The organism is Nocardiopsis sp. iso_237, from assembly GCF_056173345.1.
This window is the reverse complement of record NZ_CM149669.1, coordinates 1,905,914-1,927,432: the sequence shown is the minus strand read 5'-3', so window position 1 is coordinate 1,927,432 and position 21,519 is coordinate 1,905,914. Positions and strand designations below refer to the sequence as shown.

The 21,519-nt window shown below is 71.1% G+C and carries 16 protein-coding genes; 5 read left to right on the top strand and 11 right to left on the bottom strand.

Annotated features, from left to right (window positions below):
• Window positions 1-147 precede the first annotated feature (147 nt).
• Window positions 148-1,557, bottom strand: coding sequence for a sodium:solute symporter family protein (locus AC0VYM_RS08700; protein WP_475460845.1), 1,410 nt, complete (start codon window positions 1,555-1,557; stop codon window positions 148-150).
• Between the two features lie 110 nt (window positions 1,558-1,667).
• The gene (locus AC0VYM_RS08695; protein WP_475460843.1) at window positions 1,668-2,501 is read right to left on the bottom strand and encodes a MurR/RpiR family transcriptional regulator; all 834 of its coding nucleotides are present in this window, start codon (window positions 2,499-2,501) and stop codon (window positions 1,668-1,670) included.
• 161 nt (window positions 2,502-2,662) lie between these two features.
• Between AC0VYM_RS08695 and AC0VYM_RS08690 the strand changes: the two genes are divergently transcribed.
• Window positions 2,663-3,910 carry a metal-dependent hydrolase family protein gene (locus AC0VYM_RS08690; RefSeq protein ID WP_475460841.1) on the top strand — a complete coding sequence of 416 codons (1,248 nt, stop codon included), beginning with the start codon at window positions 2,663-2,665 and terminating at the stop codon, window positions 3,908-3,910.
• 922 nt (window positions 3,911-4,832) lie between these two features.
• Window positions 4,833-6,398 (top strand): BCCT family transporter, encoded by a 1,566-nt coding sequence (locus AC0VYM_RS08685; protein ID WP_475460839.1) that lies wholly within the window; start codon window positions 4,833-4,835, stop codon window positions 6,396-6,398.
• 94 nt (window positions 6,399-6,492) lie between these two features.
• Here AC0VYM_RS08685 and AC0VYM_RS08680 read toward each other — a convergent pair whose 3' ends face one another.
• From AC0VYM_RS08680 to AC0VYM_RS08655, 6 genes are all read right to left on the bottom strand, one after another.
• Window positions 6,493-7,215, bottom strand: a complete 723-nt coding sequence (locus tag AC0VYM_RS08680; RefSeq protein WP_475460837.1) for a response regulator — start codon at window positions 7,213-7,215, stop codon at window positions 6,493-6,495.
• 116 nt (window positions 7,216-7,331) lie between these two features.
• A complete protein-coding gene (gene kdpC / locus AC0VYM_RS08675) occupies window positions 7,332-7,901 on the bottom strand; it encodes a K(+)-transporting ATPase subunit C (protein WP_475460835.1) in 570 nt (189 codons plus the stop codon).
• A 1-nt stretch (window position 7,902) separates the two neighbouring features.
• On the bottom strand, window positions 7,903-10,032 hold the full coding sequence (kdpB, locus tag AC0VYM_RS08670; RefSeq protein WP_475460833.1) for a potassium-transporting ATPase subunit KdpB: 2,130 nt from the start codon (window positions 10,030-10,032) through the stop codon (window positions 7,903-7,905).
• 8 nt (window positions 10,033-10,040) lie between these two features.
• A complete protein-coding gene (gene kdpA / locus AC0VYM_RS08665) occupies window positions 10,041-11,759 on the bottom strand; it encodes a potassium-transporting ATPase subunit KdpA (RefSeq protein ID WP_475460831.1) in 1,719 nt (572 codons plus the stop codon).
• Window positions 11,759-11,848, bottom strand: coding sequence for a potassium-transporting ATPase subunit F (locus AC0VYM_RS08660; RefSeq protein WP_475460829.1), 90 nt, complete (start codon window positions 11,846-11,848; stop codon window positions 11,759-11,761). The genes kdpA and AC0VYM_RS08660 overlap by 1 nt, the downstream gene beginning before the upstream one ends.
• 4 nt (window positions 11,849-11,852) lie before the next feature.
• Window positions 11,853-12,032 carry a potassium transporter Trk gene (locus AC0VYM_RS08655; RefSeq protein ID WP_475460827.1) on the bottom strand — a complete coding sequence of 60 codons (180 nt, stop codon included), beginning with the start codon at window positions 12,030-12,032 and terminating at the stop codon, window positions 11,853-11,855.
• Window positions 12,033-12,220: 188 nt separating this feature from the next.
• On the opposite strand from AC0VYM_RS08655, the gene AC0VYM_RS08650 reads away from it, so the two are divergent.
• Window positions 12,221-14,752, top strand: a complete 2,532-nt coding sequence (locus AC0VYM_RS08650) for an ATP-binding protein (RefSeq protein ID WP_475460825.1) — start codon at window positions 12,221-12,223, stop codon at window positions 14,750-14,752.
• A gap of 116 nt (window positions 14,753-14,868) precedes the next feature.
• Window positions 14,869-15,933 carry a ferric reductase-like transmembrane domain-containing protein gene (locus AC0VYM_RS08645; protein ID WP_475460823.1) on the top strand — a complete coding sequence of 355 codons (1,065 nt, stop codon included), beginning with the start codon at window positions 14,869-14,871 and terminating at the stop codon, window positions 15,931-15,933.
• A gap of 63 nt (window positions 15,934-15,996) precedes the next feature.
• Here AC0VYM_RS08645 and AC0VYM_RS08640 read toward each other — a convergent pair whose 3' ends face one another.
• Genes AC0VYM_RS08640 through AC0VYM_RS08630 form a run of 3 tightly spaced genes read right to left on the bottom strand, consistent with a single transcriptional unit; the run spans window position 15,997 to window position 19,095 of the window.
• Complete coding sequence (locus AC0VYM_RS08640; RefSeq protein WP_475460821.1) at window positions 15,997-16,821, bottom strand: carbohydrate ABC transporter permease; 825 nt, start codon at window positions 16,819-16,821, stop codon at window positions 15,997-15,999.
• The gene (locus tag AC0VYM_RS08635; protein WP_475460819.1) at window positions 16,821-17,771 is read right to left on the bottom strand and encodes a carbohydrate ABC transporter permease; all 951 of its coding nucleotides are present in this window, start codon (window positions 17,769-17,771) and stop codon (window positions 16,821-16,823) included. Before AC0VYM_RS08635 ends, AC0VYM_RS08640 begins: the two co-directional genes overlap by 1 nt.
• Complete coding sequence (locus tag AC0VYM_RS08630) at window positions 17,764-19,095, bottom strand: ABC transporter substrate-binding protein (protein ID WP_475460816.1); 1,332 nt, start codon at window positions 19,093-19,095, stop codon at window positions 17,764-17,766. The genes AC0VYM_RS08635 and AC0VYM_RS08630 overlap by 8 nt, the downstream gene beginning before the upstream one ends.
• A gap of 249 nt (window positions 19,096-19,344) precedes the next feature.
• On the opposite strand from AC0VYM_RS08630, the gene AC0VYM_RS08625 reads away from it, so the two are divergent.
• Window positions 19,345-21,504: an alpha-N-acetylglucosaminidase gene (locus AC0VYM_RS08625; RefSeq protein WP_475460815.1), complete on the top strand. Its 2,160-nt coding sequence runs from the start codon at window positions 19,345-19,347 to the stop codon at window positions 21,502-21,504.
• The last annotated feature ends 15 nt before the right edge of the window (window positions 21,505-21,519 follow it).

The following is a 21,519-nucleotide window of genomic DNA, read 5'->3' as shown; positions in this document are numbered from 1 at the left end:
GCCGGACACGGACCTTGACCCAACCTGTGCGGAGCGACGGCCGATTCTTGGGATCCGGGACGGGACGGGGTGTGGCGCCCGTGCGGGTGCTGGTGCCGGTACGCGAAAGGCGCCGCCGGGAGTCCCGGCGGCGCCTTTCCTTCGGCGTCAGTCCACGCCCGCGGCCTCCAGCGTGCGGGCGTCGGGGGCCTTGGTGAGCAGGCTCGCGACCACCAGGGCCAGCACGGCGGCGGGCAGCGCCACGATCACGCCGTTGAACCCGCCCGGGGCCCCGGCCAGCTCCCAGCCGATGGTGACGACGGTGCCCGTGATCAGGGCGGCCACGGCACCGGCCGTGGTGGCGCGCCTCCAGAACAGGACCGCCAGCACGGCGGGGGTGATCGCCGCACCGTAGATCGTGTACGAGTACATCTGGAGGTCGAGGACGGTCGGGAAGTACAGGCCCAGGGCGACCGCGATCAGGGCGATGCCGACGACGGAGAGGCGCTGCACGACCAGGGTGCCCCGCTCGCCGACCTTGCTCCCGCCGAACCTGGCGAACAGGTCGAAGGCGATGTTGGAGGCGCCGGAGAGCATGAACGACGAGCCCGTGGTCACGACGAACGCGACGGCGCCGGCCAGCAGCAGCCCGCCGATGAGCGTGGGCAGGTGGCCGTCGGTGGCCAGGCGCAGAACGGACTCGTCGCCGTTGATCCCGGGCATGAGCACGGACGCCGAGGTGGCCAGGATGATCACGGGGACGAACACGAAGAAGCTGGCGATGAGCATGCCCAGCGTGGAGTTGCGGGCGGAGCGCTCGTCCTGGGCGGCGGCCAGCCGCTGGTAGAGGTTCTGGTCGGCCAGCAGGAGCAGGAACAGCGGCAGGAAGTAGCCGAGCAGCTGGAGCGGGCTGAGGCCGCCGTTCGGGGTGCGGGAGGCCTCGGGCAGCCCCTCCCAGTACACCGGCAGGCCGCCGACCGCGACCAGGATCAGCGGTACCGCCACGATCAGCGCGCCGAAGACGAGGATCGCGGAGACGAAGTCCGTGTAGGCGACGGAGAAGAGGCCACCGGTGACGGTCAGGATCGTCACGACGGCGGCGACGACCAGCGCGCCCTGGGTCGTGGTGAGCGGGGTGATCAGGGAGAGGACGTAGCCGCCGCCGACGAACTGCGAGGCGACCAGGCCGACGTAGGCGATGGTGGTGACCACCGCCGCGACCGTGCGCACCCCGCTGCCGAAGCGGGCCTCCAGCAGTTCGGGCACGGTGTGCCGGGCCGCCCTGCGGATGCGGCGCGCGGCCAGCAGCAGGACCAGGATGCCCAGGGGCGTACCGGCGAAGAAGATCATGCCGGCCATGGGGCCGTAGTTGTAGGCGAAGTTCGCGCCACCGATGATCGTGCCCGATCCGACCCAGGTCACGACGAGGGTCGCGACCATGACGGGTGTGGACAGGCTCCGTCCGGCGAAGAGGAAGTCCTCTCCGGTGCGGAGCTTGGAGGACCGGGAGAAGTACAGGCCGATCCCGACCATCACCAGCAGATAGGCGGTGATGAGGACCAGGTGGGTCGTTTGCATGAGCTGCCTCAGGAGGGGACACGATGGGGTGAACAGCGGGTGAAGCCCGATGTAACCAGCAACGATGTCAACTATGCAATGCTTGTTGCATGTGGTGTGACTCAGATCACCTAGAACAGCTCGGCTCGCCGCCAGAGCTCCTCGGCCCGCCTGACCGACTCCAGCGCCGCGTCACCCCCGACCCTGGCCAGTTCCGCCAGCACCGCGTGCACGACCGCCATCGCCGCCGTCAGGGACGGGAACATGCCCACCCCCTCGCTCGGCACGGCGACGACGTGGTCGGCCAGCGCGCCCAGGGGCGAGTCCCGCCGGTCGGTGATCAGGGCGATCGCCACGGACTCCTCGGCCGCGATCTCCACCGCCCGGCGCAGCCCGACCGGGAGCATCCACAGGTCGCAGACCACCAGCAGGTCGCCCTCCCCCATCCGGGCCAGCGAGTTGGCCAGGGCGGTCCCCCCGGAGTCGTGGAGGCGCACGTCGTAGCCCATGATCCCGGCGGCGTGCGAGAGCTGCACGCCGGGAGCGGCGAAGGTGCCCGAGCCCAGGACCAGGGTCCTTCGCGCCCCGTGGATGGCGGCGGCCACGGCCCGCACCCGGTCGGGTTCGAGGGTCTGCTCCAGCAGCCCCAGGCTCTCCCGGTCCGAGCGCACCGCCGCACGCACCGGGTCGGTGTCGGAGCCCGCGTGCTCGGCCAGCACCTCACCCGCGCTGAGCGAGGCCAGGTAGCGCGAGCGCAGCTCGACGCGGAGGGCGGGCCAGCCGGTGAAGCCCAGCTGCTGCGCCGCCCGGACCACGGTGGCGACGTTGACCTCGGCCCTGGCGGCCACCTCGGCCGTGGTCGCGTAGGAGGCGAAGCGGGGCTCGTCCCGCAGGACGTGCAGCACCCTCTCGCTGGCCCTGCCCAGGCGCCCCCGCGCGAGCGTCTCCTCGATCCAGTCCGCCATCGGTCCTCCTCCGTTCGAGCGGTCCGGACCACCCGGGTCGCGCCAACCCCAGCGATACCACCCCCGCTCGACGACCGAGGCCCGATGCAACGTATATTGCATTTCGTCGCTGCGGATCGCCCCGCAACAGAGACCGTGCACCCGACCCCTGGAGGTTCCCCGTGTCCGACGGCCCCCGGCCCACCGCCTACACGAACACAGCCCTGCTCGACCCGGAGACCGGCACCCGCACCCCCGGGTCCTGGCTGCTCGTCGAGGACGGCCTCATCGCGGCGCGCGGCACGGGCGAGGTACCGGTCTCCGTGACCGACCGCGCGGAGACGGTCGACCTCGGCGGGGCCACCCTCATGCCCGGCCTCATCGACGCCCACGTGCACGTCACCGCCCTCAGCGCGGACCTCGGAGCGGTCGGTGACCACTCCCCCTCCTACGTCGCGGCCTTCGCCGCCAGGTCCCTGTCCGACATGCTCGGCCGCGGCTTCACCACGGTGCGCGACGTGGGCGGCGCCGACTGGGGTCTGGCCGAGGCCGTGGAGGACGGGCTCGTGGACGGCCCCCGCCTGGTGTTCGGCGGCAAGGCGCTCTCCCAGACCGGAGGGCACGGCGACTTCCGGCCGCGCGGTCGACACGGCACGGACCAGCACGGATGCTGCCCCGGCGCGGGCCTGGTCTGCGACGGCCCCGTCGAGTTCCGCAAGGCCGCGCGCGAACAGCTCCGCACCGGCGCGCACCACGTCAAGGTGATGCTCTCGGGCGGGGTCGCCTCCCCCACCGACCGGATCGACTCCACCCAGTCCTCGGAGGACGAGCTGCGGGCGGTCGTCGAGGAGGCCGAGGCCGCCAACCGGTACGTCACCGGGCACGCCTACACCGCGAGGGCGGTCAACCGCGGCCTGCGCCTGGGTGTGCGCTGCATCGAGCACGGCAACCTCATCGACCAGAGCAGTGTCGAACTGTTCGTGGAGCACGGGGCGTTCCTGGTTCCGACCCTGGTCACCTACCGCGAGCTCTCGCGCCAGGGCGCGCGCAACGGGCTGCCCGCCGAGAGCCAGGCCAAGGTGGACACGGTGCTGCACAAGGGGCTGGAGGCCCTGCGGATGGCGCACGAGGGCGGTGTCCGCCTGGTGTTCGGCACCGACCTGCTCGGCGGCATGCAGTCGCACCAGAGCGCCGAGTTCGCCATCCGCGGCGAGGTCCAGCCCGCCGCCGACGTGGTGCGTTCGGCCACCAGCGAGGCGGCGGCGCTGCTCGGTCTGGAGGGCGAGGTCGGCACGCTGCGCACGGGGGCCCGGGCCGACCTGATCGTCGTCGACGGCGACCCGCTCTCCGACCTCTCCCTGCTGGCCGAGCCCGAGCGGGGCGTGCGCACGGTGCTGCGCGGCGGTGTGACGCGACGCACCCGCGCCTAGCGGAGCGGGCCACGCACCCCGGTTCCACCACCGGCACGGCCCCGGAGGCGGGCACCCCCGTTCGCCTCCGGGGCCTTGGCGTGCACAGCCTCGGCCCCGGGCACGGTCCCTCCGCCGACGCCGTACGGCACCCCGGCCACGCGGCGTGCCGCCGGTCCCCCTCCCTCCCCGAACGCCCGACGCACAGGGCCTGGCGCCGTCCGACCGCTCCGACGACCGGCCCGCCCCGACCCCTCCCGGTGCGTCCGACACGCCCGCCCGCGAGGTCGGTACGTGGGGCGGCACCGGGGTGCGCGCTCCACTCGGGCGTGGACGCGTACGGGCCGCCCGCCCCGCTCCCCGCCCGCGCGTCGGCCCGACCCCGGCGCCCCACCGGGGTGGCGCCCCCGCTCCCACATGCGAGTACGCTCTTCCGGAGGCCCTTTCCAGCTCTTCGGCCCCGTGGGGCTCGACCGCTCTCACACCGACCCCCGAAGGTCGGTGGGCGAAGGTCGGACCACGAGCGGTGCCCGGTCCGTACTCCGGTCCGGAGCTGAGCGAGGGCCTCCTGAGTCAGTGCGCAGCCGTGCTGTCGACCTCGCCGGGCGCCGACTCGGTCAGGGGCCGTCCCAGCGGTGGCCGCCACCGACACCCGCGTCGCGGACTCCTTCCGCGGCGCTGTTCTCGTTCTCCCGGATTCCGTCCCGCTCGCCTCGACACCGACCGTCCCGCTGTTCCGTTCGGTGCGAGGGGCGCCTGTCGCCATGCGCGCTCCGGGACGGAGCTCCGGGTCCCGATCTTCCACCGACGAACAGGCGGTTCAGTCCCGTGCCACGCTCAACCGACCCCAGAACGGTCGTGCTCCACTGCCCACCGCCGTGCGACGCCCCACCCCGCGTGTCCCCCGTGACCGCGGCGCGGATCGATCGAAAGGTGTCGACACATGAATGACGCTCCGGCCGGGCGAAGAACCGTCGGGGTGGTCTTCTGGGCCTCCCTCGCGATCTCCGCCCTGTTCGTGGTCTGGGGCGTGGCCGCCCCGGAACACCAGATGTCCACGATGAACACCGCCCTCAACGGGATCACCTCCAGCTTCGGCTGGGTGTACCTGCTGCTCCCCCTCCTCCTGATCGCACTGCTGGTCTGGCTGGCCTTCAGCCGTTACGGACGCGTCCGCCTGGGCGCCGACGACGACCGCCCCGAGTTCGCCACGCACACCTGGATCGCCATGATCCTCTGCGCGGTGATGGGCATCGGTCTGGTCTCCTACGGCATCGCCGAGCCGATCTCGCACTTCGCGACTCCCCCGCACGACCTGGCCGAGCCGGGAACCCCCGGGGCCGCCGTCCTCGCGCTCCAGTACTCCTTCTACGACTGGGGCCTGCACGCCTGGGCGATCTTCGCGGTCTTCGGCCTCGCGCTCGGGTACTCGATGTACCGCAAGCAGCGTCCCGGCCTGGTCAGCGCGCTGTTCCGGCCGCTGCTGGGGCGGCACGCCGACGGCCCCGCGGGCAAGGCCATCGACGTCTTCACGGTGTTCGCGACCCTGTTCGGCACCACCACCTCGCTCGGTCTGGGCGCGCTCCAGATCGACAACGGCCTGAACCGCATCCTGGGCACGCCCACCGGTGCCACCACCCAGGTCGTCATCGTGGTCGTGGTCACGGTGCTGTTCAGCCTCTCGGCGGCCTCCGGGGTCAAGCGGGGCATCCGCTACACCAGCGAGGTCAACCTGTCGGTGGCCTCGGTGCTCTTCGTCTTCGTGCTGTTCCTGGGCCCGACGGCCTTCCTGGTCTCCCTCTTCCTGGAGTCCCTGGGCCAGTACGGCGGCGAGTTCCTGCTGATGAGCCTGCGCGGCCCGGCCTTCGGTGACACCGAGTGGCTCCAGATGTGGACCTACTTCATGATGGCCTGGTGGGTGTCCTGGGGCGCCTTCGTCGGTGTGTTCCTGGCCCGCATCTCGCGCGGCCGCACCATCCGCCAGTTCATCCTGGTCGTCCTCGGGATGCCCAGCCTGGCCTTCTTCGCCTGGTTCTCCGTGTTCGGCGGCTCGGCCATCGACCTGGACCTGAACCACGGCACGGACATCGCCGGGGCCACCGCGGCGGACCTGAACAGCGCCTTCTTCGTCACCCTGGCGGAGTTCCCGCTGCCCATGGTGACGTCGACGCTGGTGGTGATCCTGGCGGTGCTCTTCTTCGTCTCCGGGGCCGACGCCAACACGTACGTGCTGGGCATGCTCACCACACACGGGTCCATCCAGCCCCGCACGCCGATCCTGCTGCTGTGGGGCGCGGTGACCGGCGCCCTGGCGATCATCCTGCTGCTCTCGGGGGGCCTCAACGCCCTCCAACAGACGGTGATCGTGGCCTCGGCGCCCTTCCTCGTGGTCATCGTGGGCGTGGTGGTCAGCTTCCTGCGTGACCTGCGCACCGAACCCGACACCGCCGCCTGTGGGCACCACGAGCACACCGTGGCCCGGGCGGAGGAGCCGTCCCTGACGGAGTGACGGCGCGGCACGTCCGACCCCTCCTCGCCCCCGGGCGGCTCACCGCGAGCCCCGCCCGGGGGCGAGGGCGTCCCGGGCCGGGGACCCTCCGCCCTCAGACCTCCCCGGCGCCGTTCTCCTCAGCGCCCTGGAAGCGGTAGCCGAGGCCGGGTTCGGTGAGGAAGTAACGGGGGCGGGGCGGTTCGGGTTCGAGCTTCTGACGGATCTTGGTCATGAAGACCCGCAGGTAGTTGGTCTCTCGACCGTAGTTGGGCCCCCACACCTGCTTGAGGAGTTCCTGATGGGTGACCAGGCGCCCCCGGTTGCGCACCAGCACCTCGACGATGTGCCACTGTCGGGGGGTGAGCTGGACCTGTGAGCCGCCCTTGGTGACCCGTTGCGCCGCGAGGTCCACGGTGAAGTCCGCCGTCGTGACCACCGCCTGTTCGGGCGGTTCCACGTCACGGCGCATCGCCGCCCGTACCCGCGCGAACAACTCGTCCATGCCGAAGGGCTTGACGACGTAGTCGTCGGCCCCCAGGTCGAGCGCCTCGACCTTCATGGGCTCGGTGTCCCGGCCCGACAGCACGAGGATGGGGACGCCCGACCACCCGCGCAGGCCCTGGATCACCTCCAGGCCGCTCATCCCGGGCAGGCCGAGGTCGAGCAGGACGAGGTCGGGGCGGTGCTGGGCGACCAGGTTCAGGGCCTGCTCACCCGTGCGGGCGAAGTGTGCCGCGTACCCGCGGGCCCGCAGGTTGAGCTCCAGGGTCTTCAGCAGCATCGGATCGTCGTCGACCACCAGGACCGACGGCGAGGTGTGACGGGACTCTTTCATGCCGGACCGTTCTGTGCCGTTGGAGCTTGCCGCCGCGGGTCCACGATTCCGAGGACGGCGGGGAGGGTGCGGCCAGAGCAGAATCCCACAGCCGCACCCCGTACGAAGGACCGCGGTCAGGAGGAGGCCTCCTCCAGCGCGATGTTCAGGGTGAGGACGTTGACCCCCGGTTCACCCAGGACCCCGAGAGCGCGCGGGGTCGTGTGCCGGGCGACCAGTGCCTCCAGGTCCGCGCCGTCCAGTCCCCTGGCCTCGGCCACCCGCGCCGACTGGAGCGTGGCGTTGGCGACGGAGATGTGCGGGTCCAACCCCGACGCCGAGGCCGTCACGGCGTCGACCGGGACGGAGGCTCCGTCGTCCAACCCGTTGAGGGCGCGGTAGGCGTTCGCACGGTCCTCGACGCCGTCCAGCAGCCCCTCGTCGAGGGGGCCGAGGTTGGCGCCGCCGCTGTCGGAGCCGTCGTACGCGACGTCCGAGGGACGGGGGTGGAAGAACCGGTCGTCCTCGAACCCCTGGGCGAGCTGACTCGATCCCACGGTCCGGCCGTCGGCCTCGACCAGTGAACCGTTCGCCTGGTGGGGGAAGACCGCCTGCGCGACCCCCGTGACGACGAGCGGATAGACACCGCCCAGGGCGAGGGTGAACAGCGCGATCATCACCGTGGCGGTGAGGAGCTGGCGGATCATTTCAGAGCACTCCCAGAGCCGAGACGGCCATGTCGATGGCCTTGATGACGACGAACGGTGTGATGAGCCCGCCGAGCCCGTAGACGAGGATGTTGTGCCGCAGCGTGGCCGAGGCCGAGCGCGCGCGGAACCGGACCCCCCTCAGGGCCAGCGGGACGAGGGCGATGATGATCAGGGCGTTGAAGATCACCGCCGAGAGGATGGCCGACCGCGCCGACTCCAGGCCCATGACGTTGAGGGCGGCCAGTCCTGGCACCGAAGCCGCGAACATCGCCGGCAGGATCGCGAAGTACTTGGCGACGTCGTTGGCGATGGAGAAGGTGGTCAGGGCGCCTCTCGTGATGAGGAGCTGCTTCCCGACGCGCACGATGTCGATGAGCTTGGTGGGGTCGGAGTCGAGGTCGACCATGTTCCCCGCCTCCCGCGCGGCCTGGGTACCGGTGTTCATCGCCACGCCCACGTCGGCCTGGGCCAGCGCGGGAGCGTCGTTGGTGCCGTCTCCGGTCATCGCCACCAGGGCCCCGGCCAGCTGCTCCTCGCGAATCAGTTCGAGCTTGCGTTCGGGGGTGGCCTCGGCGAGGTGGTCGTCCACCCCGGCCTCGGCGGCGATGACCGCGGCCGTGCGACGGTTGTCTCCGGTGACCATGACCGTCCGGATGCCCATCGCGCGCAGCTCGGCGAAGCGCTCCCGCATGCCGGGCTTCACCGTGTCCTTGAGGTGGACCAGCCCGAGGGCACGCGCCGGTCGCCCTCGTTCGGAGACCTCCGCCACCGCCAGGGGGGTACCTCCGTGGTCCGCGATCCGCGCGGCCAGGTCCTGGTACTCCTGGGTGACCTCCCCACCGTGCTCCCGGACCCACCGGGCCACGGCGTCGGTCGCCCCCTTCCGCACCTGGCGTCCGTCCTCGTCGACACCGCTCATCCGGCTCTGCGCGGTGAACGGCACCGCCGTTCCCCGAGGCGTGCCGCGTCCGCGCAGGGACCGTTCCGAGGCCACCGCGAAGTCGACGATCGAACGGCCTTCGGGGGTTCCGTCCGCCAGGCTCGACCGGTGCGCCGCCTCGGCCAGGTCGGCCGGGGACACACCCGGCAGCGGGAGGAACTCGGCTGCCTGCCGGTTTCCCAGGGTGATGGTGCCGGTCTTGTCGAGCAGCAGTGTCGTGACGTCCCCCGACGCCTCCACGGCCCTGCCCGACGTGGCCAGCACGTTGCGGCGGACCAGCCGGTCCATGCCCGCGATGCCGATCGCCGAGAGGAGAGCTCCGATGGTGGTGGGGATCAGGCAGACGAGCAGCGCGATCAGGATGATCGTGTCCTGCCGGGCCCCTGAGAGGATCGCCATCGGCTGGAGGGTGACCACGACGATGAGGAAGACGAGGGTGAGTCCGGAGAGCAGGATGTTGAGCGCGATCTCGTTGGGGGTCCTGCGACGCTCGGCGCCCTCCACGAGAGCGATCATCCGATCCATGAAGGTCTCGCCCGGACGACTGGTCACGCGGACGACGATCCGGTCGGAGAGGACGGTCGTCCCGCCGGTGACGGCGGACCGGTCGCCGCCCGACTCCCGGATCACCGGTGCCGACTCGCCGGTGATGGCCGACTCGTCGACACTCGCGATGCCCTCCACCACCTCGCCGTCACCGGGGATGACCTCACCGGCCCCGACGACGCATTCGTCACCGATGTCGAGGTCGGTGCCCGCGACCGTGACCGTGGTCCCGTCGGGGCGCCGGACCCTCGCGGTCGTCCCGCTCCGGGTGGAGCGCAGGGCCTCGGCCTGCGCCTTGCCGCGCCCTTCGGCCAGGGCCTCGGCGAAGTTGGCGAACAGGACGGTCGCCCACAGGAACAGGGTGACCAGGGTCGCGAAGACGGCCTCCCCTCCGCCCTGCCCGCCCAGCGAGGTGAACAGGACCACCGTGGACAGGACGCTGCCCACGGAGACGACGAGGATGACCGGGTTGCGGACCAGCTGACGCGGGTCGAGTTTGCGTAGGGAGTCGATGAGGGCCCGGCGAAGGATCGGGCCGCTGATGAGGGCGCCGCGCCGTTCGGCGGGGGTGCGCGGCTTCGCCCCGCTGGCCGTGACCGGTGGGGTCTCGGTGCCGCCGGTTCCCGTTGTCTCTGGGTTCATGGGTGCGCTCACAGGGTGAATTGTTCGGCGATCGGGCCGAGGGAGAGTGCGGGCAGGAAGGTCAGGCCGGCCACGATGAGCACCACGGCGACGGTCAGGCCGGCGAAGAGCGGCGTGTGCGTGGGCAGGGTGCCGACCGTGGCGGGGACCGCTCGTTTACGCGCCATGGAGCCGGCGAGGGCCAGGACCGGGAGGATGAGCAGGAAGCGGCCGACCAGCATGGCGAGGCCCATCGTGATCGTGAACCACCAGGTCGAGGAGTCCAGCCCGGCGAAGGCCGACCCGTTGTTGTTGGCGGTCGAGGCGTAGCCGTAGAGGATCTCCGAGAGCCCGTGGGGGCCGCCGTTGTTGAGCGAGGCCAGGGCCGTGTCGTTGACAGAGGTGGCCGCGGCGAATCCGAGCAGGACCACGGGCATGGCCAGGACGTGGAGCATGACCAGGGTGATCTCCTTCGAGGAGATCTTCTTCCCCAGGTACTCGGGGGTGCGTCCGATCATCAGTCCGGAGATGAAGACGGTGAGGATCACCATGACGAGCAGGCCGTTGAGTCCGACTCCCACGCCTCCGGGACTGAGTTCGCCGAACATCATGTGCAGCATGGCGGCACCGCCGCCCGTCGGGGTGAAGCTGTCGTGCATGGCGTTGACGGAGCCGTTGGAGGTGCCCGTCGTGGAGGCCGCCCACAGGCCGGAGGCGGCGGGGCCGAAACGGCTCTCCTTGCCCTCCATGTACCCGCCGGGTTGGTCCGAGCTGATGGCCTGGTCCACGCCCAGGGAGTCCAGCCGGGGGTTGCCCGCTCCCTCGGCCCCCATGATCACGAGGCTCATCGTCGCCCAGACGGTGAACATGACTCCGAACACCGCCAGGCCCTGGCGCCGGTCGCGGACCATGTGCCCGAACGCGAAGGCCATGGAGAAGGGGATGACGAGGATCGCCCAGGTCTGGACGAAGTTGCTGAGCGCGGTGGTGTTCTCGAACGGGTGGGCGGAGTTCGCGTCGAAGAAGCCGCCGCCGTTGGTGCCCAGCTGCTTGACGGCGACCTGGCTCGCGGCGGGACCGCCGGGAACCGACTGCGTCGTCCCCTCCAGCGTGCTGACGACCGTCAGTCCGTTGAGGTTCTGGATCACGCCCTGGCTGACCAGGACGAGGGCCAGTACGAAGGACAGGGGGAGGAGGACGCGGGTCACCCCTCGGACCAGGTCGACCCAGAAGTTGCCGACGGTGCGGGAGCCACGTCGCGCGAGGCCCCGGATCAGGGCGGCCATCACCGCCATCCCGGCGGAGGCGGAGACGAAGTTCTGGACCGTGAGCCCCACCATCTGGGACAGGTGGCTCATCGTGGCCTCGCCCGCGTAGGCCTGCCAGTTCGTGTTGGTCACGAAGCTGACGGCGGCGTTGAAGGCCATGTTGGGTTCCAGGCCGGGCAGCCCCACGGGGTTGAGGGGGAGCATCCCCTGTGCTCGCAGCAGTGCGTACAGCACGAGGAACCCGACCGCGCTGAACGCCAGCAGCGAGTAGGCGTACCGGGTCCAGTGCTGCTCCTTCTCCGGATCGACCCGGCAGACCCGGTAGAGGGCGCGTTCGATCGGGAGGAGGAACCGGTCCCCGGGTGCGGGGACTCCCTCGCCGTATCCGTAGACCCTGGCCACGTAGCGGCCGAGCAGCGGGGCCGTGACGGCCAGTACCGCGATCAGCAGGGCGAACTGTGCCCACGCGGTCACGCTCATCAGAACCTCTCAGGGAACAGCAGAGTGGCCAGCAGGTAGAGGGCCAGGGGAAGGGACACCGCCAGGGCGACGGCTTCGTGCCAGAGCATCGGTTCACCGACCTCCGGTCTCGGGGCGGTGACCGGCGGTCTCGCCCGAATCGTGGAACCCCGACGGGGAGAGGGGATCCGCGCCGTCGGGATCGGGACCCAGCAGGCGTTCGCACCCGCGTGCGTAGACGGCGCAGAGTCCGATGGACCCCGCCCCCAGCAGGACCAACAGCAGGTCGGACATGACTCCACTTCCTCGTAGTCGCTCAAGGTGCACCGCGAAGCGGCACAGACGACTGTGCGTCCGCGCCGAGGCGAAGTACGTCCCGGTAACACCCTGTTAGCGCCGAGAGGAGGTGAATTAGCGGTCGCTTAGCGCGGATCGTCGGAACGGCCGCGCGCGACCGGCGAAGATGGAGGCGAGGGGGTGCGATGGTCGCGCGTGGGGGTCTGAGGGTCTATCTGGGAGCCGCGCCCGGGGTCGGGAAGACGTACCGGATGCTCGACGAGGCGCACCGTCGACGCGACAGGGGCGCGGACGTCGTCATCGGCCTCGTCGAGTGCCACGGGCGGGTGATGACGGAGGCCATGGTCGACGACCTGGAGGTGGTTCCTCGGCGACGGATCGTCCACCGGGGACGCGAGTTCGAGGAGATGGACCTCGAAGCGGTGCTCGAACGGGCACCGGAGGTGGTGCTGGTCGACGAGCTCGCCCACACGAACGTGACCGGCAGCCGCAACGACAGGCGTTGGCAGGACATCGAGGAGTTGCTGGACGCGGGGATCACCGTGCTGTCCACACTCAACATCCAGCACCTGGAGTCGTTGAACGACGTCGTCCAGCGGATCACCGGGGTGCGTCAGGGGGAGACCGTCCCGGACGCCTGGGTCCGCGCGGCCGAACAGATCGAGCTCGTCGACATGACGCCCGAGGCGCTGCGGCAGCGACTTTCCCACGGCGACGTGTACCGACCCGAGAGGATCGACAGGTCGCTGAGCAACTACTTCCGCAGCGGGAACCTGTCCGCGCTCCGGGAACTGGCGCTGTTGTGGCTCGCCGGGCGCGTCGACGCGGATCTCGAACGCTACCGGAGCGTCCACGGCGTCACCGAGCCCTGGGAGACCCGGGAGCGGGTCGTGGTCGCCCTGACCGGCGGGGCCGAGGGGGAGACCCTGATCCGACGCGCCTCCCGGATCGCGGAGCGCGGTCGCGGTGCCGATCTGTTGGCCGTGCACGTGGCCCGCAGCGATGGGCTCACCGGCGCGGACCCGGCGCTCCTCGCTCGCCAGAGGGTGCTCGTGGAGGATCTGGGCGGTACGTTCCACCATGTGCTCGGGGAGGACGTGCCCGAGGCGCTGATCGCCTTCGCCCGCGGGGTCAACGCGACCCAGCTGGTCCTGGGCACCAGTCGACGCGGCAGGGTCGCGCGCATGTTCAGCCCCGGGATCGGTGCCACGACCACGGAGCTCTCCGGGGCGATCGACGTCCACCTGGTCACCCACGAACAGGCCGGGATGCGGGTCCGCCCCCACCGGGAGGGCAACGTCCCGCTCCGACGCAGGATCGCCGCCTACGCGGCCACCCTGATCTCCCTCGCCCTGATCAGCGTCGCCAGCACCTGGCTGGGGAGTGAGGAGTACCTGGCCAGCGGCATCGTGCTGGTGTTCGCCGCGGTGACCGTGACGGCGCTGATCGGCGGCCTGTGGCCGGCTCTGCTGGCTTCCGTCGGCGGCTTCGCCGCGCTCAACTTCTTCTACACCGAGCCGTATCTCAACCTCTCCGTCACCCATCCGCTGAGTCTCCTGGCGCTGACCGGGTTCGTGGTCGTCGCCGTGTCGGTCAGCATGGTGGTCGACCAGGCGGCGCGTCGTACCAGGGAGGCGGCCCAGGCCAACGCTGAGGCCCATACCCTGGCCGTCGTCGCGGGCAACGTGCTCCGGGGCTCCCACCCGCTCAACGCGCTGATGGAACGTCTCGTCGAGACCTTCTCGCTGACCTCCGTCGCCCTGCTGCGCAGGAGGGCGGGGGCGTCGACCCGCCCCGACCAGCGGCACGACCCAGGTGGTTGGGAGGTGGTCACGTACCAGGGGGACGACCACCCGCTCGCGCCGCTTCCCGACGACACGGAGGTACGGGTGGACTCCGATCAGGTGCTCGTTCTCCGCGGACGCGAGCCCCGTGCCGCCGACCGCAGGATCATCGAGGCCTTCGCCGCGCAGACGGCCGCCGTCCTCCAGTACGAACTGCTCGAACGGGAGGCCGCCACCGCCCGGCCCCTGGCCGAGGCCGACCGGATGCGGACCGCCCTCCTGTCCGCCGTGAGCCATGACCTGAGGGCGCCGCTGGCCACCGCGAAGGCCTCGGTGACCAGCCTGCGGAGCCGGGAGGTCCACTTCGACGAGGAGGACCGGGACGGGCTGCTCGCCATGGCCGACGAGTCCCTGGACCAGCTGACCGGCCTGGTCACGGACCTGTTGGACATGAGTCGCCTCCAGGCGGGGGTGCTGGGTGTGACGATCCGGCCGTCGCACCTGCGCGAGCTGGTGTTCTCCGCCCTCGCCCAGGTCGGTGACGAGGGGCGAGGGGTCACGGTCACGGTCCCGGACGACCTCCCGGAGGCGGCGGCGGACCACGGGCTCGTGACCCGGGTCCTGGTCAACGTCATCGACAACGCGCTGCGGTTCAGCCCGCCGGACCGGGCCCCCTCGGTGGTCGGGGAGCACACGGGTGACCACCTGGAGATCCGGGTCATCGACCACGGTCCGGGAGTTCCGGAGCAGGAGCGGGAGCGGATGTTCGCCCCCTTCCAGCGTCTCGGTGACACGGACAACGAGAGCGGGCTCGGTCTGGGTCTGGCCCTCTCCCAGGGGCTGGCCGAGTCCATGGGAGGTTCCCTGGTCGCGGACTCCACCCCCGGCGGCGGGCTGACGATGCGTCTGTCGCTGCCGGTCTGGCGTCCCTGACCCGGGCGGCTGGACGCCGGGGGACGGCTCCTGTTCACTGTGATCGCCGTGGGGAAACCTCCTCGCACGCCGCGGCGACGTCCCGTCCCCTCCCCACCCCACTGGGAGACCCCCACATGACCCCCTCCCCCTCACCCGAACGCTCCGCCAGGTCCGTCGGAAGGCCCCGGCTCGACCGCCGCACCCTCAGAACCGACCTGCGCCACCTGCTCTTCGACGCGACCGCCGCCCTGGCCGTGACCTTCGTGATGTTCGTGGTCCTCTACCTGCGCGTCGAGGGCGGCACCTCGATGACCCTGGAGGTGATGCCCTTCCTCGCGGACGCCCAGCGGTACTGGCTGTACTGGGCCTGCCAGGCCTTCGGCTGGTCCGCCCTGCTGTGGGCCTGGATCACCGTGATGCTCGGCCTGCTGCGCGCCACCAGCCCGCTGCCCTCGTCCCCCGTGAACCACTCCCGGCTGGAGCGCTGGCACCGGGTCACCAGCGTCACCACCATCGGGCTGATGTTCGGCCACGCCCTGGCGTTCTTCCTCGAACTCCTCCGGGAGAACGCCGACGGCCTCGGTGCGTTCCCGCTGCTGTTCTCGGCCTTCGTCGACGTGTTCGTGCCGGGCGGGTACTCCTCGGGGACCGGCCAGGTCGCCATCCTGCTGGGGCTGATCGCCCTCTACCTGGCGATCCCGCTCAGCCTGTCCTTCTACGTGCGGGCCTGGACCGGGTCCCGGCTGTGGCGGGTCCTGCACCGGTTCGTCATCGTGGTCTACGTCCTGAGCGTGTGGCACACCCTGCTGTACGGCACGAACGTGTGGTTCGACGGCGCGTTCCGCACCTTCGTGTGGGCGCTCCAGCTCCCCGTGGCCCTGCTGTTCCTGGCCCGGCTGCTCACCCCGCTGCGCCCGGAGGAGCGCCTCACCCGGTCCGACCTCGCCCGGGGGCCGGTGCTCGCCGGTCTGGCCCGGCTCTGCGGCCGTCTCCTGGCCGCCGTCGGCGTGGTCGCCCTCCTGCTCGTCACGGTGACCGGCCGCGACGGCGGCCGGACCCCGGGGCAGGCGTCCGGGGACATGCTGGTCACCCAGCCGATGGTGTGGGGCGGTCTGGCCGTCCTGCTGACCGTGATGGGCGCGGTCGGGCTGGCGGTCCGTGCCTCCGGCCAGGAGAGCGCCCGACCCCGTAGTTCCTAGTGGGCGTGACGGCGGGGCGGAGGTGCCCTTCTCCGCTCCGCCGTCGTCACCGGCCGCCCCTCCTCACCCCTTCACGGCGCCCCGGGTGATGCCGTTGACGAAGCTGCGCTGGAAGGCCAGGTAGACGACCACGATGGGCGCGATCACGATCAGGCTGGCCGCCGAGAGCAGGGGGATGTCGGTCCCGTACTGGCCGACGAACAGCCCCAGACCGGTGGGCGCGGTGCGCAGGGCCGGGGTCTGCATCATCACGAGGATGAGCAGGAACTGGTTCCACGACCACATGAACACCAGCACCGACAGGGTGGTGATGGCCGGCCAGGAGATCGGGAGCAGCACCCGGGCGAGCACGACGCTGTCACGGGCGCCGTCCACCCGTGCGGCCTCCACCAGCTCCTTGGGGACCCCCGCGAAGTGCGACTGCATCCAGTACACGCCGAACGGCAGGAACAGGGCGACCTCGGCGAGGACCACCCCCGTGTAGGTGTTGGTCAGGCCCACCTCGCGCAGGTTGAGGTACAGGGCGATGACCAGCAGCTCCACCGGAAGCGTGAGGCCCAGGACGAAGCCGAGGGAGAGCACCCGGCCGCCCCACACCCCGAGGATCGAGAGCGCGTACCCGGCCAGGGTCGCGAAGCAGACCGTCAGCGGCACGACGCACGCGGCGATGACGAAGCCAGACCTGGTCAGCTGGTCGAAGCGTCCGGCCTCCCAGGCCAGCCGGAAGTTCTCCCACGACCACTGCTCCGGAACGCCCAGCCCGCCGACCGCGCTCCCGGTGGGGTGGAGGGCGGCCAGGACGATCCCGAGGAAGGGGAACAGCACCAGCACGGCGATCAGCGCCAGTACGCCGTGGCGCAGGACCGAGACGGAGACGTGTCGACGCATCACTTCTCCCTCGCGAGCAGTCGGATGACGCTGACCAGGGCGATGACCAGCAGGGTCAGGACCACGGCGAGCGCGCTGGCGGCGCCGATGTCGCCCTCGTTGAAGGCGAGGCGGTAGACCAGCAGCGCCGGGACGTTGGTCTGTCCGGCGGGGCCGCCGTTGGTGGTGACGTACACCAGGTCGAAGCTGGCCAGCGCGGCGATGGTGGTGATGACGCCCGCGATGCTGATCTCCTTGCGGAGCCCGGGCAGCGTGACGTGGAGGAACCGGCGCAGCCGTCCGGCCCCGTCGAGGGCGGCGGCCTCGTGCAGCGCCGGGTCGATCTTCTGGGCGCCGCTCATGAACAGGACCATGCACAGGCCGCTCATGCACCAGGTGCCGATCAGGCCGAGCGCGATCAGCGCGAAGTGGTAGTCGGCCAGCCAGGAGCGGGTCAGCCCGCCCAGGCCCACCGCGCCCAGGAACTCGTTGACGGCGCCGTCGCCGCTGTAGAGCCAGCGCCAGGTGGTGCCCACCGCCACGAGCGGCAGCACCTGGGGCAGGAAGTAGACCGTCCGGTAGAAGGTGGTGCCCCGGCCGCCCCGGGCGGTCAGCAGCCCCGTCATCAACAGGCCGACCGCGATGGGGACGAAGGAGAAGAAGACGATGAGCACGAGCCCGTTGCCGATCGCCCCGGCCAGGAGCGGGTCCGCGACGACCCGCGTGTAGTTCTCCAGCCCGGCCCAGGTCGGCGGCTGGACACCGTCCCACTCCAGGAAGGAGAAGGAGAAGGTGCTCAGCGCCGGGTAGATCGCGAAGCCGCCGTAGACGGCCAGGGCGGGCAGCAGGTAGAGCCAGCCCTTGAGCCCGGCCCGGACCCGCCTCCACCGACGCGGGCGCCCGCCCCCGGCGCCGTGGGTCGGCGCGGGGGCGGGCGTGGTGTGCGGGTGCGCTGGAGCGCTGTCACTCATGGTGGTTTTCCCATTCGGCCTGCAAGGAGGCGAGGAACTCCTCCGGGGTGGCGCTCCCCGAGATGAGCCCCTGGATCCCGGGGGTGAGCTGGTCGATCATGCCGGGTGTGGCGTAGTCGGGGAAGGGGACGATCCCCTCGTTGTCCGCGACCGTGGAGAAGCCGAAGTTGACCTCGTTCAGCAGCCCGTAGCTCTCGCTCGGCGCCTGGGTGTCCACGGGCATGAAGCCGGTGGCCAGCTGGATCTCGGCCGCCTCCACGCTGCTGAGGTAGTTGAGGAAGGCGGCGGCCACGTCCGGGTGCTCGGTGTGGGAGGACACGGCGTAGGCGACGCTGGCGCCGGAGGCGACCGGCGCCTGGTCCACGGCGGTACCGGGCATGAGCAGGAAGCCGACGTCGTCGCCCATCTCCGCCTCCAGCTCGAAGGCGGCCCAGTTGCCGGTCACGAGGAACATGCTGTCGCCGTCGACGAACTCGGCGCGCGCGTCGTTGTCCGAGGTGGCGTTGGCGCTCTCGGTGATGTACCCGGCCTCGACCCAGCGGTGGAAGGTCTCCGTGGCCTCGGCCGCCGCCTCGGTCTCGATCGTGGAGCCCTCGGCCCCGTACACCCAGTCCTTGTACTCGTTGTGGTCTCCGAGCCCGTTGAGCAGGGCGTTCCAGATCTGGAAGCCGCCCACTTCGAGGCCGCCCACGCTCATGGGGGCGACGTCGGCCTGGTCAGCGAGTTCGAGGGCCGCCTCGAAGTCCTCCAGGGTGGCGGGCGGTTCGGGGACCCCGGCCTCCTCCATGACCTCGGTGTTGTAGAAGACGCCCAGGACGGAGAGGGCTCCGGGGGCGGCGTAGAGGCTGCCGGTGGCGAACTCGGAGGCCTCGTCGTTGGACTGGAGGGGTTCCAGGCTCGCCTCGGGGAAGGACTCGTCCCAGCCGTAGGCCTCGGCGTAGGGGTCGAGGTTGAGGATGTGGCCGCCCGGGATGAGCGACCGCATGGCCCCGGGGTTGTACTGGGCGATGTCGGGGGCGTCGTCCGACGTCATCGACAGGCTGATGGTCTTCACGTAGTCCGTGAACTGGGTCTGCTGGAGCTCGATGTTCACGTTGGGGTACATGGCCGTGAAGCCCTCGACCAGTTCGTGGGTGGGAGGGTCGTCCGCGAAGGCCAGGGTCAGGGTGGCCTCCGCGTCGCTGATGTCGGTGGAGACGTCGTCGGGCGTGTTGTCCTGGGCGGAACCGCCGGAGAGGGCGGCGCAGGCCGTGAGCGTGAGTACGGCCGCCGCGCCCGCCAGCGAGAACGCGGCGGGACGCAGAACCTTTTCCTTGGGGGGCATCCTGAATCTCCGTTGATCCTTTTTGGTGGGGGGGTGCCGAACCTCCTGGGGAAACCGGCTCCCCAGGCCCCGGAACGGCGGGCGATAACAGGGAACTCCGGCGGGGAATTCGCAGGTCGGACGGGACTGACCGCCCTCACCCACCCCGACGCCGGAACGTGAAGCCTTGTACCCCAAGGCTTGTCCGGCCTCAGATCAGTTATGTACTGTACGTAACTGAATTCTCACGACGCAACTTGGATAACCTATATGTCCGCTATAGCAACAAATCCTCCAATTTGGGATTCAGTGGTGACCGGGTTGGTCACCAGGATTCTCGGCCCCGTTCATCCGAATGTCCACTTTCGGTCGCTCGACGCGCGGGAGAGGTCCTTCGAGTTCAGCGCCGACGCGGGCGCCCTCACCATCGCCGCCACCGACGCGCTGGCCGCCTCCGTCGGGCTGCACACCTACCTGCGGACCGTCTGCGCGGTGGCGGTCGGCTGGGACACCCCCCGGCCCCTGCCCGTCGCGGAGTTCCCGGACGCCCCGCCCACCCGGGGCGCCGCCGAGACCGAGCACCTCTACTACCTGAACTTCTGCACGCAGGGGTACACCTCCGCCTACTGGGGCTGGGAGGACTGGGAGCGGGAGACCGACTGGATGGCGCTGCACGGCGTCACCATGCCGCTCACCCTCCTCGGCCACGAGGCCGTGCTGCGCGACGCCTACACCGGGCTCGGGCTGGACGAGCCCACGGTCCTGCGGTTCCTCGGCGGCCCCGGCTACCTGCCCTGGCAGTACATGGGCAACCTGGACGGCTTCCCGGACCCGATGCCCTCCTCGTGGGTCGACGCCCACCTGGACCTGGCCCGGAGGGTCCTCGAACGCCAGCGTTCCTTCGGCATGGCCCCGGCGCTCCCCGGCTTCACCGGCCACGTGCCCCCCGAGCTCGCCCCGGGCCGGACCCGCACCCGCGACTGGCAGGGCTTCCGGACCCACGTCCTGGACCCCGCCGACCCCCTGTACGCCCGGGTGGCGGAGGAGGTCGCGCGTACCCAGGCCCGCCTGCTGGGCACCGACCACCTGTACGCCCTCGACCCCTTCATCGAGATGGTCCCCGTGGACGCCGACCCCGCCTTCCCCGGCGCGGTGGCCCGGGCCACCCTGGACGGCCTGACCGCGGCCGATCCTGAGGCTGTGTGGGTGCTCCAGGCCTGGCCGTTCTCCTACCAGCGGGACTTCTGGTCCGACGCCCGGGTGAACGCCTTCCTGGACGCGATCCCCGACGAGCGGGTACTGGTCCTGGACCTCTGGGCGGAGGAGGACCCGCAGTGGTCCCGGCTGGACTCGTTCGGCTCCAAGGCCTGGGTCTGGTGCGCGCTGCTCAACTTCGGCGGCCGGACCGACCCCATCGGAGACCTCCGGGGCGCCGTGGACGGGATCAACGCGGCCAAGGCCGCCGGGAACCGTCCCGTCGGCATCGGGCTGGCCATGGAGGCCACCCGGAACAACCCCGCCTTCTTCCAACTCGTGGCCGACCAGGCGTGGACCCGGACGGAGGACGTGGACCGGGACTGGCTGCCCGGGTTCGTCCGGGGACGCTACGGCGCGGACGCCGACCCGTCCCTCCTCACCGCCTGGCGGGCGCTGAACACCACCGTCTACGGGGCCGCGGACCTGCGGATCTTCCCCGAACAGTTCAACGGGGTGCTGACCGCGCGGCCCGGCTACGCGGACCTCGGCTCCCCCGACCGCGTCCGCGCGGAGGCCGCCGGTCTGGTCTGGTACGACTGGGCGGACCTCGTCGGGGCCTGGGAAGCTCTGGTGGGGGCGGCCGAGCGGAACCCCGGGCTCGCGGACGGCCCCCTCGGCGGCGACCTGGCCGACGTGGCCATGGCCGTCCTGTCCAGGGTCTGCGACCACCGGTACGCGGAGCTGGTGGAGGCGGCCGCCGGGCGCGGTGAGGTCCCCGAGGAGGGGGTGGAGCGGTTCCTGCGCGTGTTCGACGACCTCGACGCGCTCCTGGCCACCCGTCCCGAGTACCGGTACGCGACCTGGGAGGCCCGGGCGGAGGCCTGGGCCACCGACGACACCGAGCTGCGGGTCCTGCGGGACAACGCCCGGCGCATCCTCACCGTGTGGACCACGACCGGGGACACCGTGCTCGACGACTACGCAGCCCGGCTGTGGTCCGGGCTGGTCGGCGGCTACCACCGGCCCCGCTGGGAGGCCTGGGCCCGGGGTCTGCCCCGCGCCCTCTCCGACCGGTCGGCGGCGTCGGCGGAGCTCGACCGCCAGCTGACCGCGATCGCGGAGCGCTTCCTGGCCGAGGGGGCTCCGCGGACGCGGGTCCCGTCGGAGGGGATCGTGGGCCGCTCCCGTCTGCTCCTGGACCGTTACGGTTCCTCCACGAGTGGAGGACACTGACTGACCTCCACCTCT

Coding starts and splice junctions, on each gene's coding strand:
- AC0VYM_RS08635 (WP_475460819.1), bottom strand. CDS start 17,771: ATGAGTGACAGCGCTCCAGCGCACCCGCACACCACGCCCGCCCCCGCG.
- kdpC (WP_475460835.1), bottom strand. CDS start 7,901: ATGATCCGCCAGCTCCTCACCGCCACGGTGATGATCGCGCTGTTCACC.
- AC0VYM_RS08640 (WP_475460821.1), bottom strand. CDS start 16,821: ATGCGTCGACACGTCTCCGTCTCGGTCCTGCGCCACGGCGTACTGGCG.
- AC0VYM_RS08645 (WP_475460823.1), top strand. CDS start 14,869: ATGACCCCCTCCCCCTCACCCGAACGCTCCGCCAGGTCCGTCGGAAGG.
- AC0VYM_RS08685 (WP_475460839.1), top strand. CDS start 4,833: ATGAATGACGCTCCGGCCGGGCGAAGAACCGTCGGGGTGGTCTTCTGG.
- AC0VYM_RS08695 (WP_475460843.1), bottom strand. CDS start 2,501: ATGGCGGACTGGATCGAGGAGACGCTCGCGCGGGGGCGCCTGGGCAGG.
- AC0VYM_RS08700 (WP_475460845.1), bottom strand. CDS start 1,557: ATGCAAACGACCCACCTGGTCCTCATCACCGCCTATCTGCTGGTGATG.
- AC0VYM_RS08660 (WP_475460829.1), bottom strand. CDS start 11,848: ATGCTCTGGCACGAAGCCGTCGCCCTGGCGGTGTCCCTTCCCCTGGCC.
- kdpA (WP_475460831.1), bottom strand. CDS start 11,759: ATGAGCGTGACCGCGTGGGCACAGTTCGCCCTGCTGATCGCGGTACTG.
- kdpB (WP_475460833.1), bottom strand. CDS start 10,032: ATGAACCCAGAGACAACGGGAACCGGCGGCACCGAGACCCCACCGGTC.
- AC0VYM_RS08625 (WP_475460815.1), top strand. CDS start 19,345: ATGTCCGCTATAGCAACAAATCCTCCAATTTGGGATTCAGTGGTGACC.
- AC0VYM_RS08680 (WP_475460837.1), bottom strand. CDS start 7,215: ATGAAAGAGTCCCGTCACACCTCGCCGTCGGTCCTGGTGGTCGACGAC.
- AC0VYM_RS08650 (WP_475460825.1), top strand. CDS start 12,221: ATGGTCGCGCGTGGGGGTCTGAGGGTCTATCTGGGAGCCGCGCCCGGG.
- AC0VYM_RS08655 (WP_475460827.1), bottom strand. CDS start 12,032: ATGTCCGACCTGCTGTTGGTCCTGCTGGGGGCGGGGTCCATCGGACTC.
- AC0VYM_RS08630 (WP_475460816.1), bottom strand. CDS start 19,095: ATGCCCCCCAAGGAAAAGGTTCTGCGTCCCGCCGCGTTCTCGCTGGCG.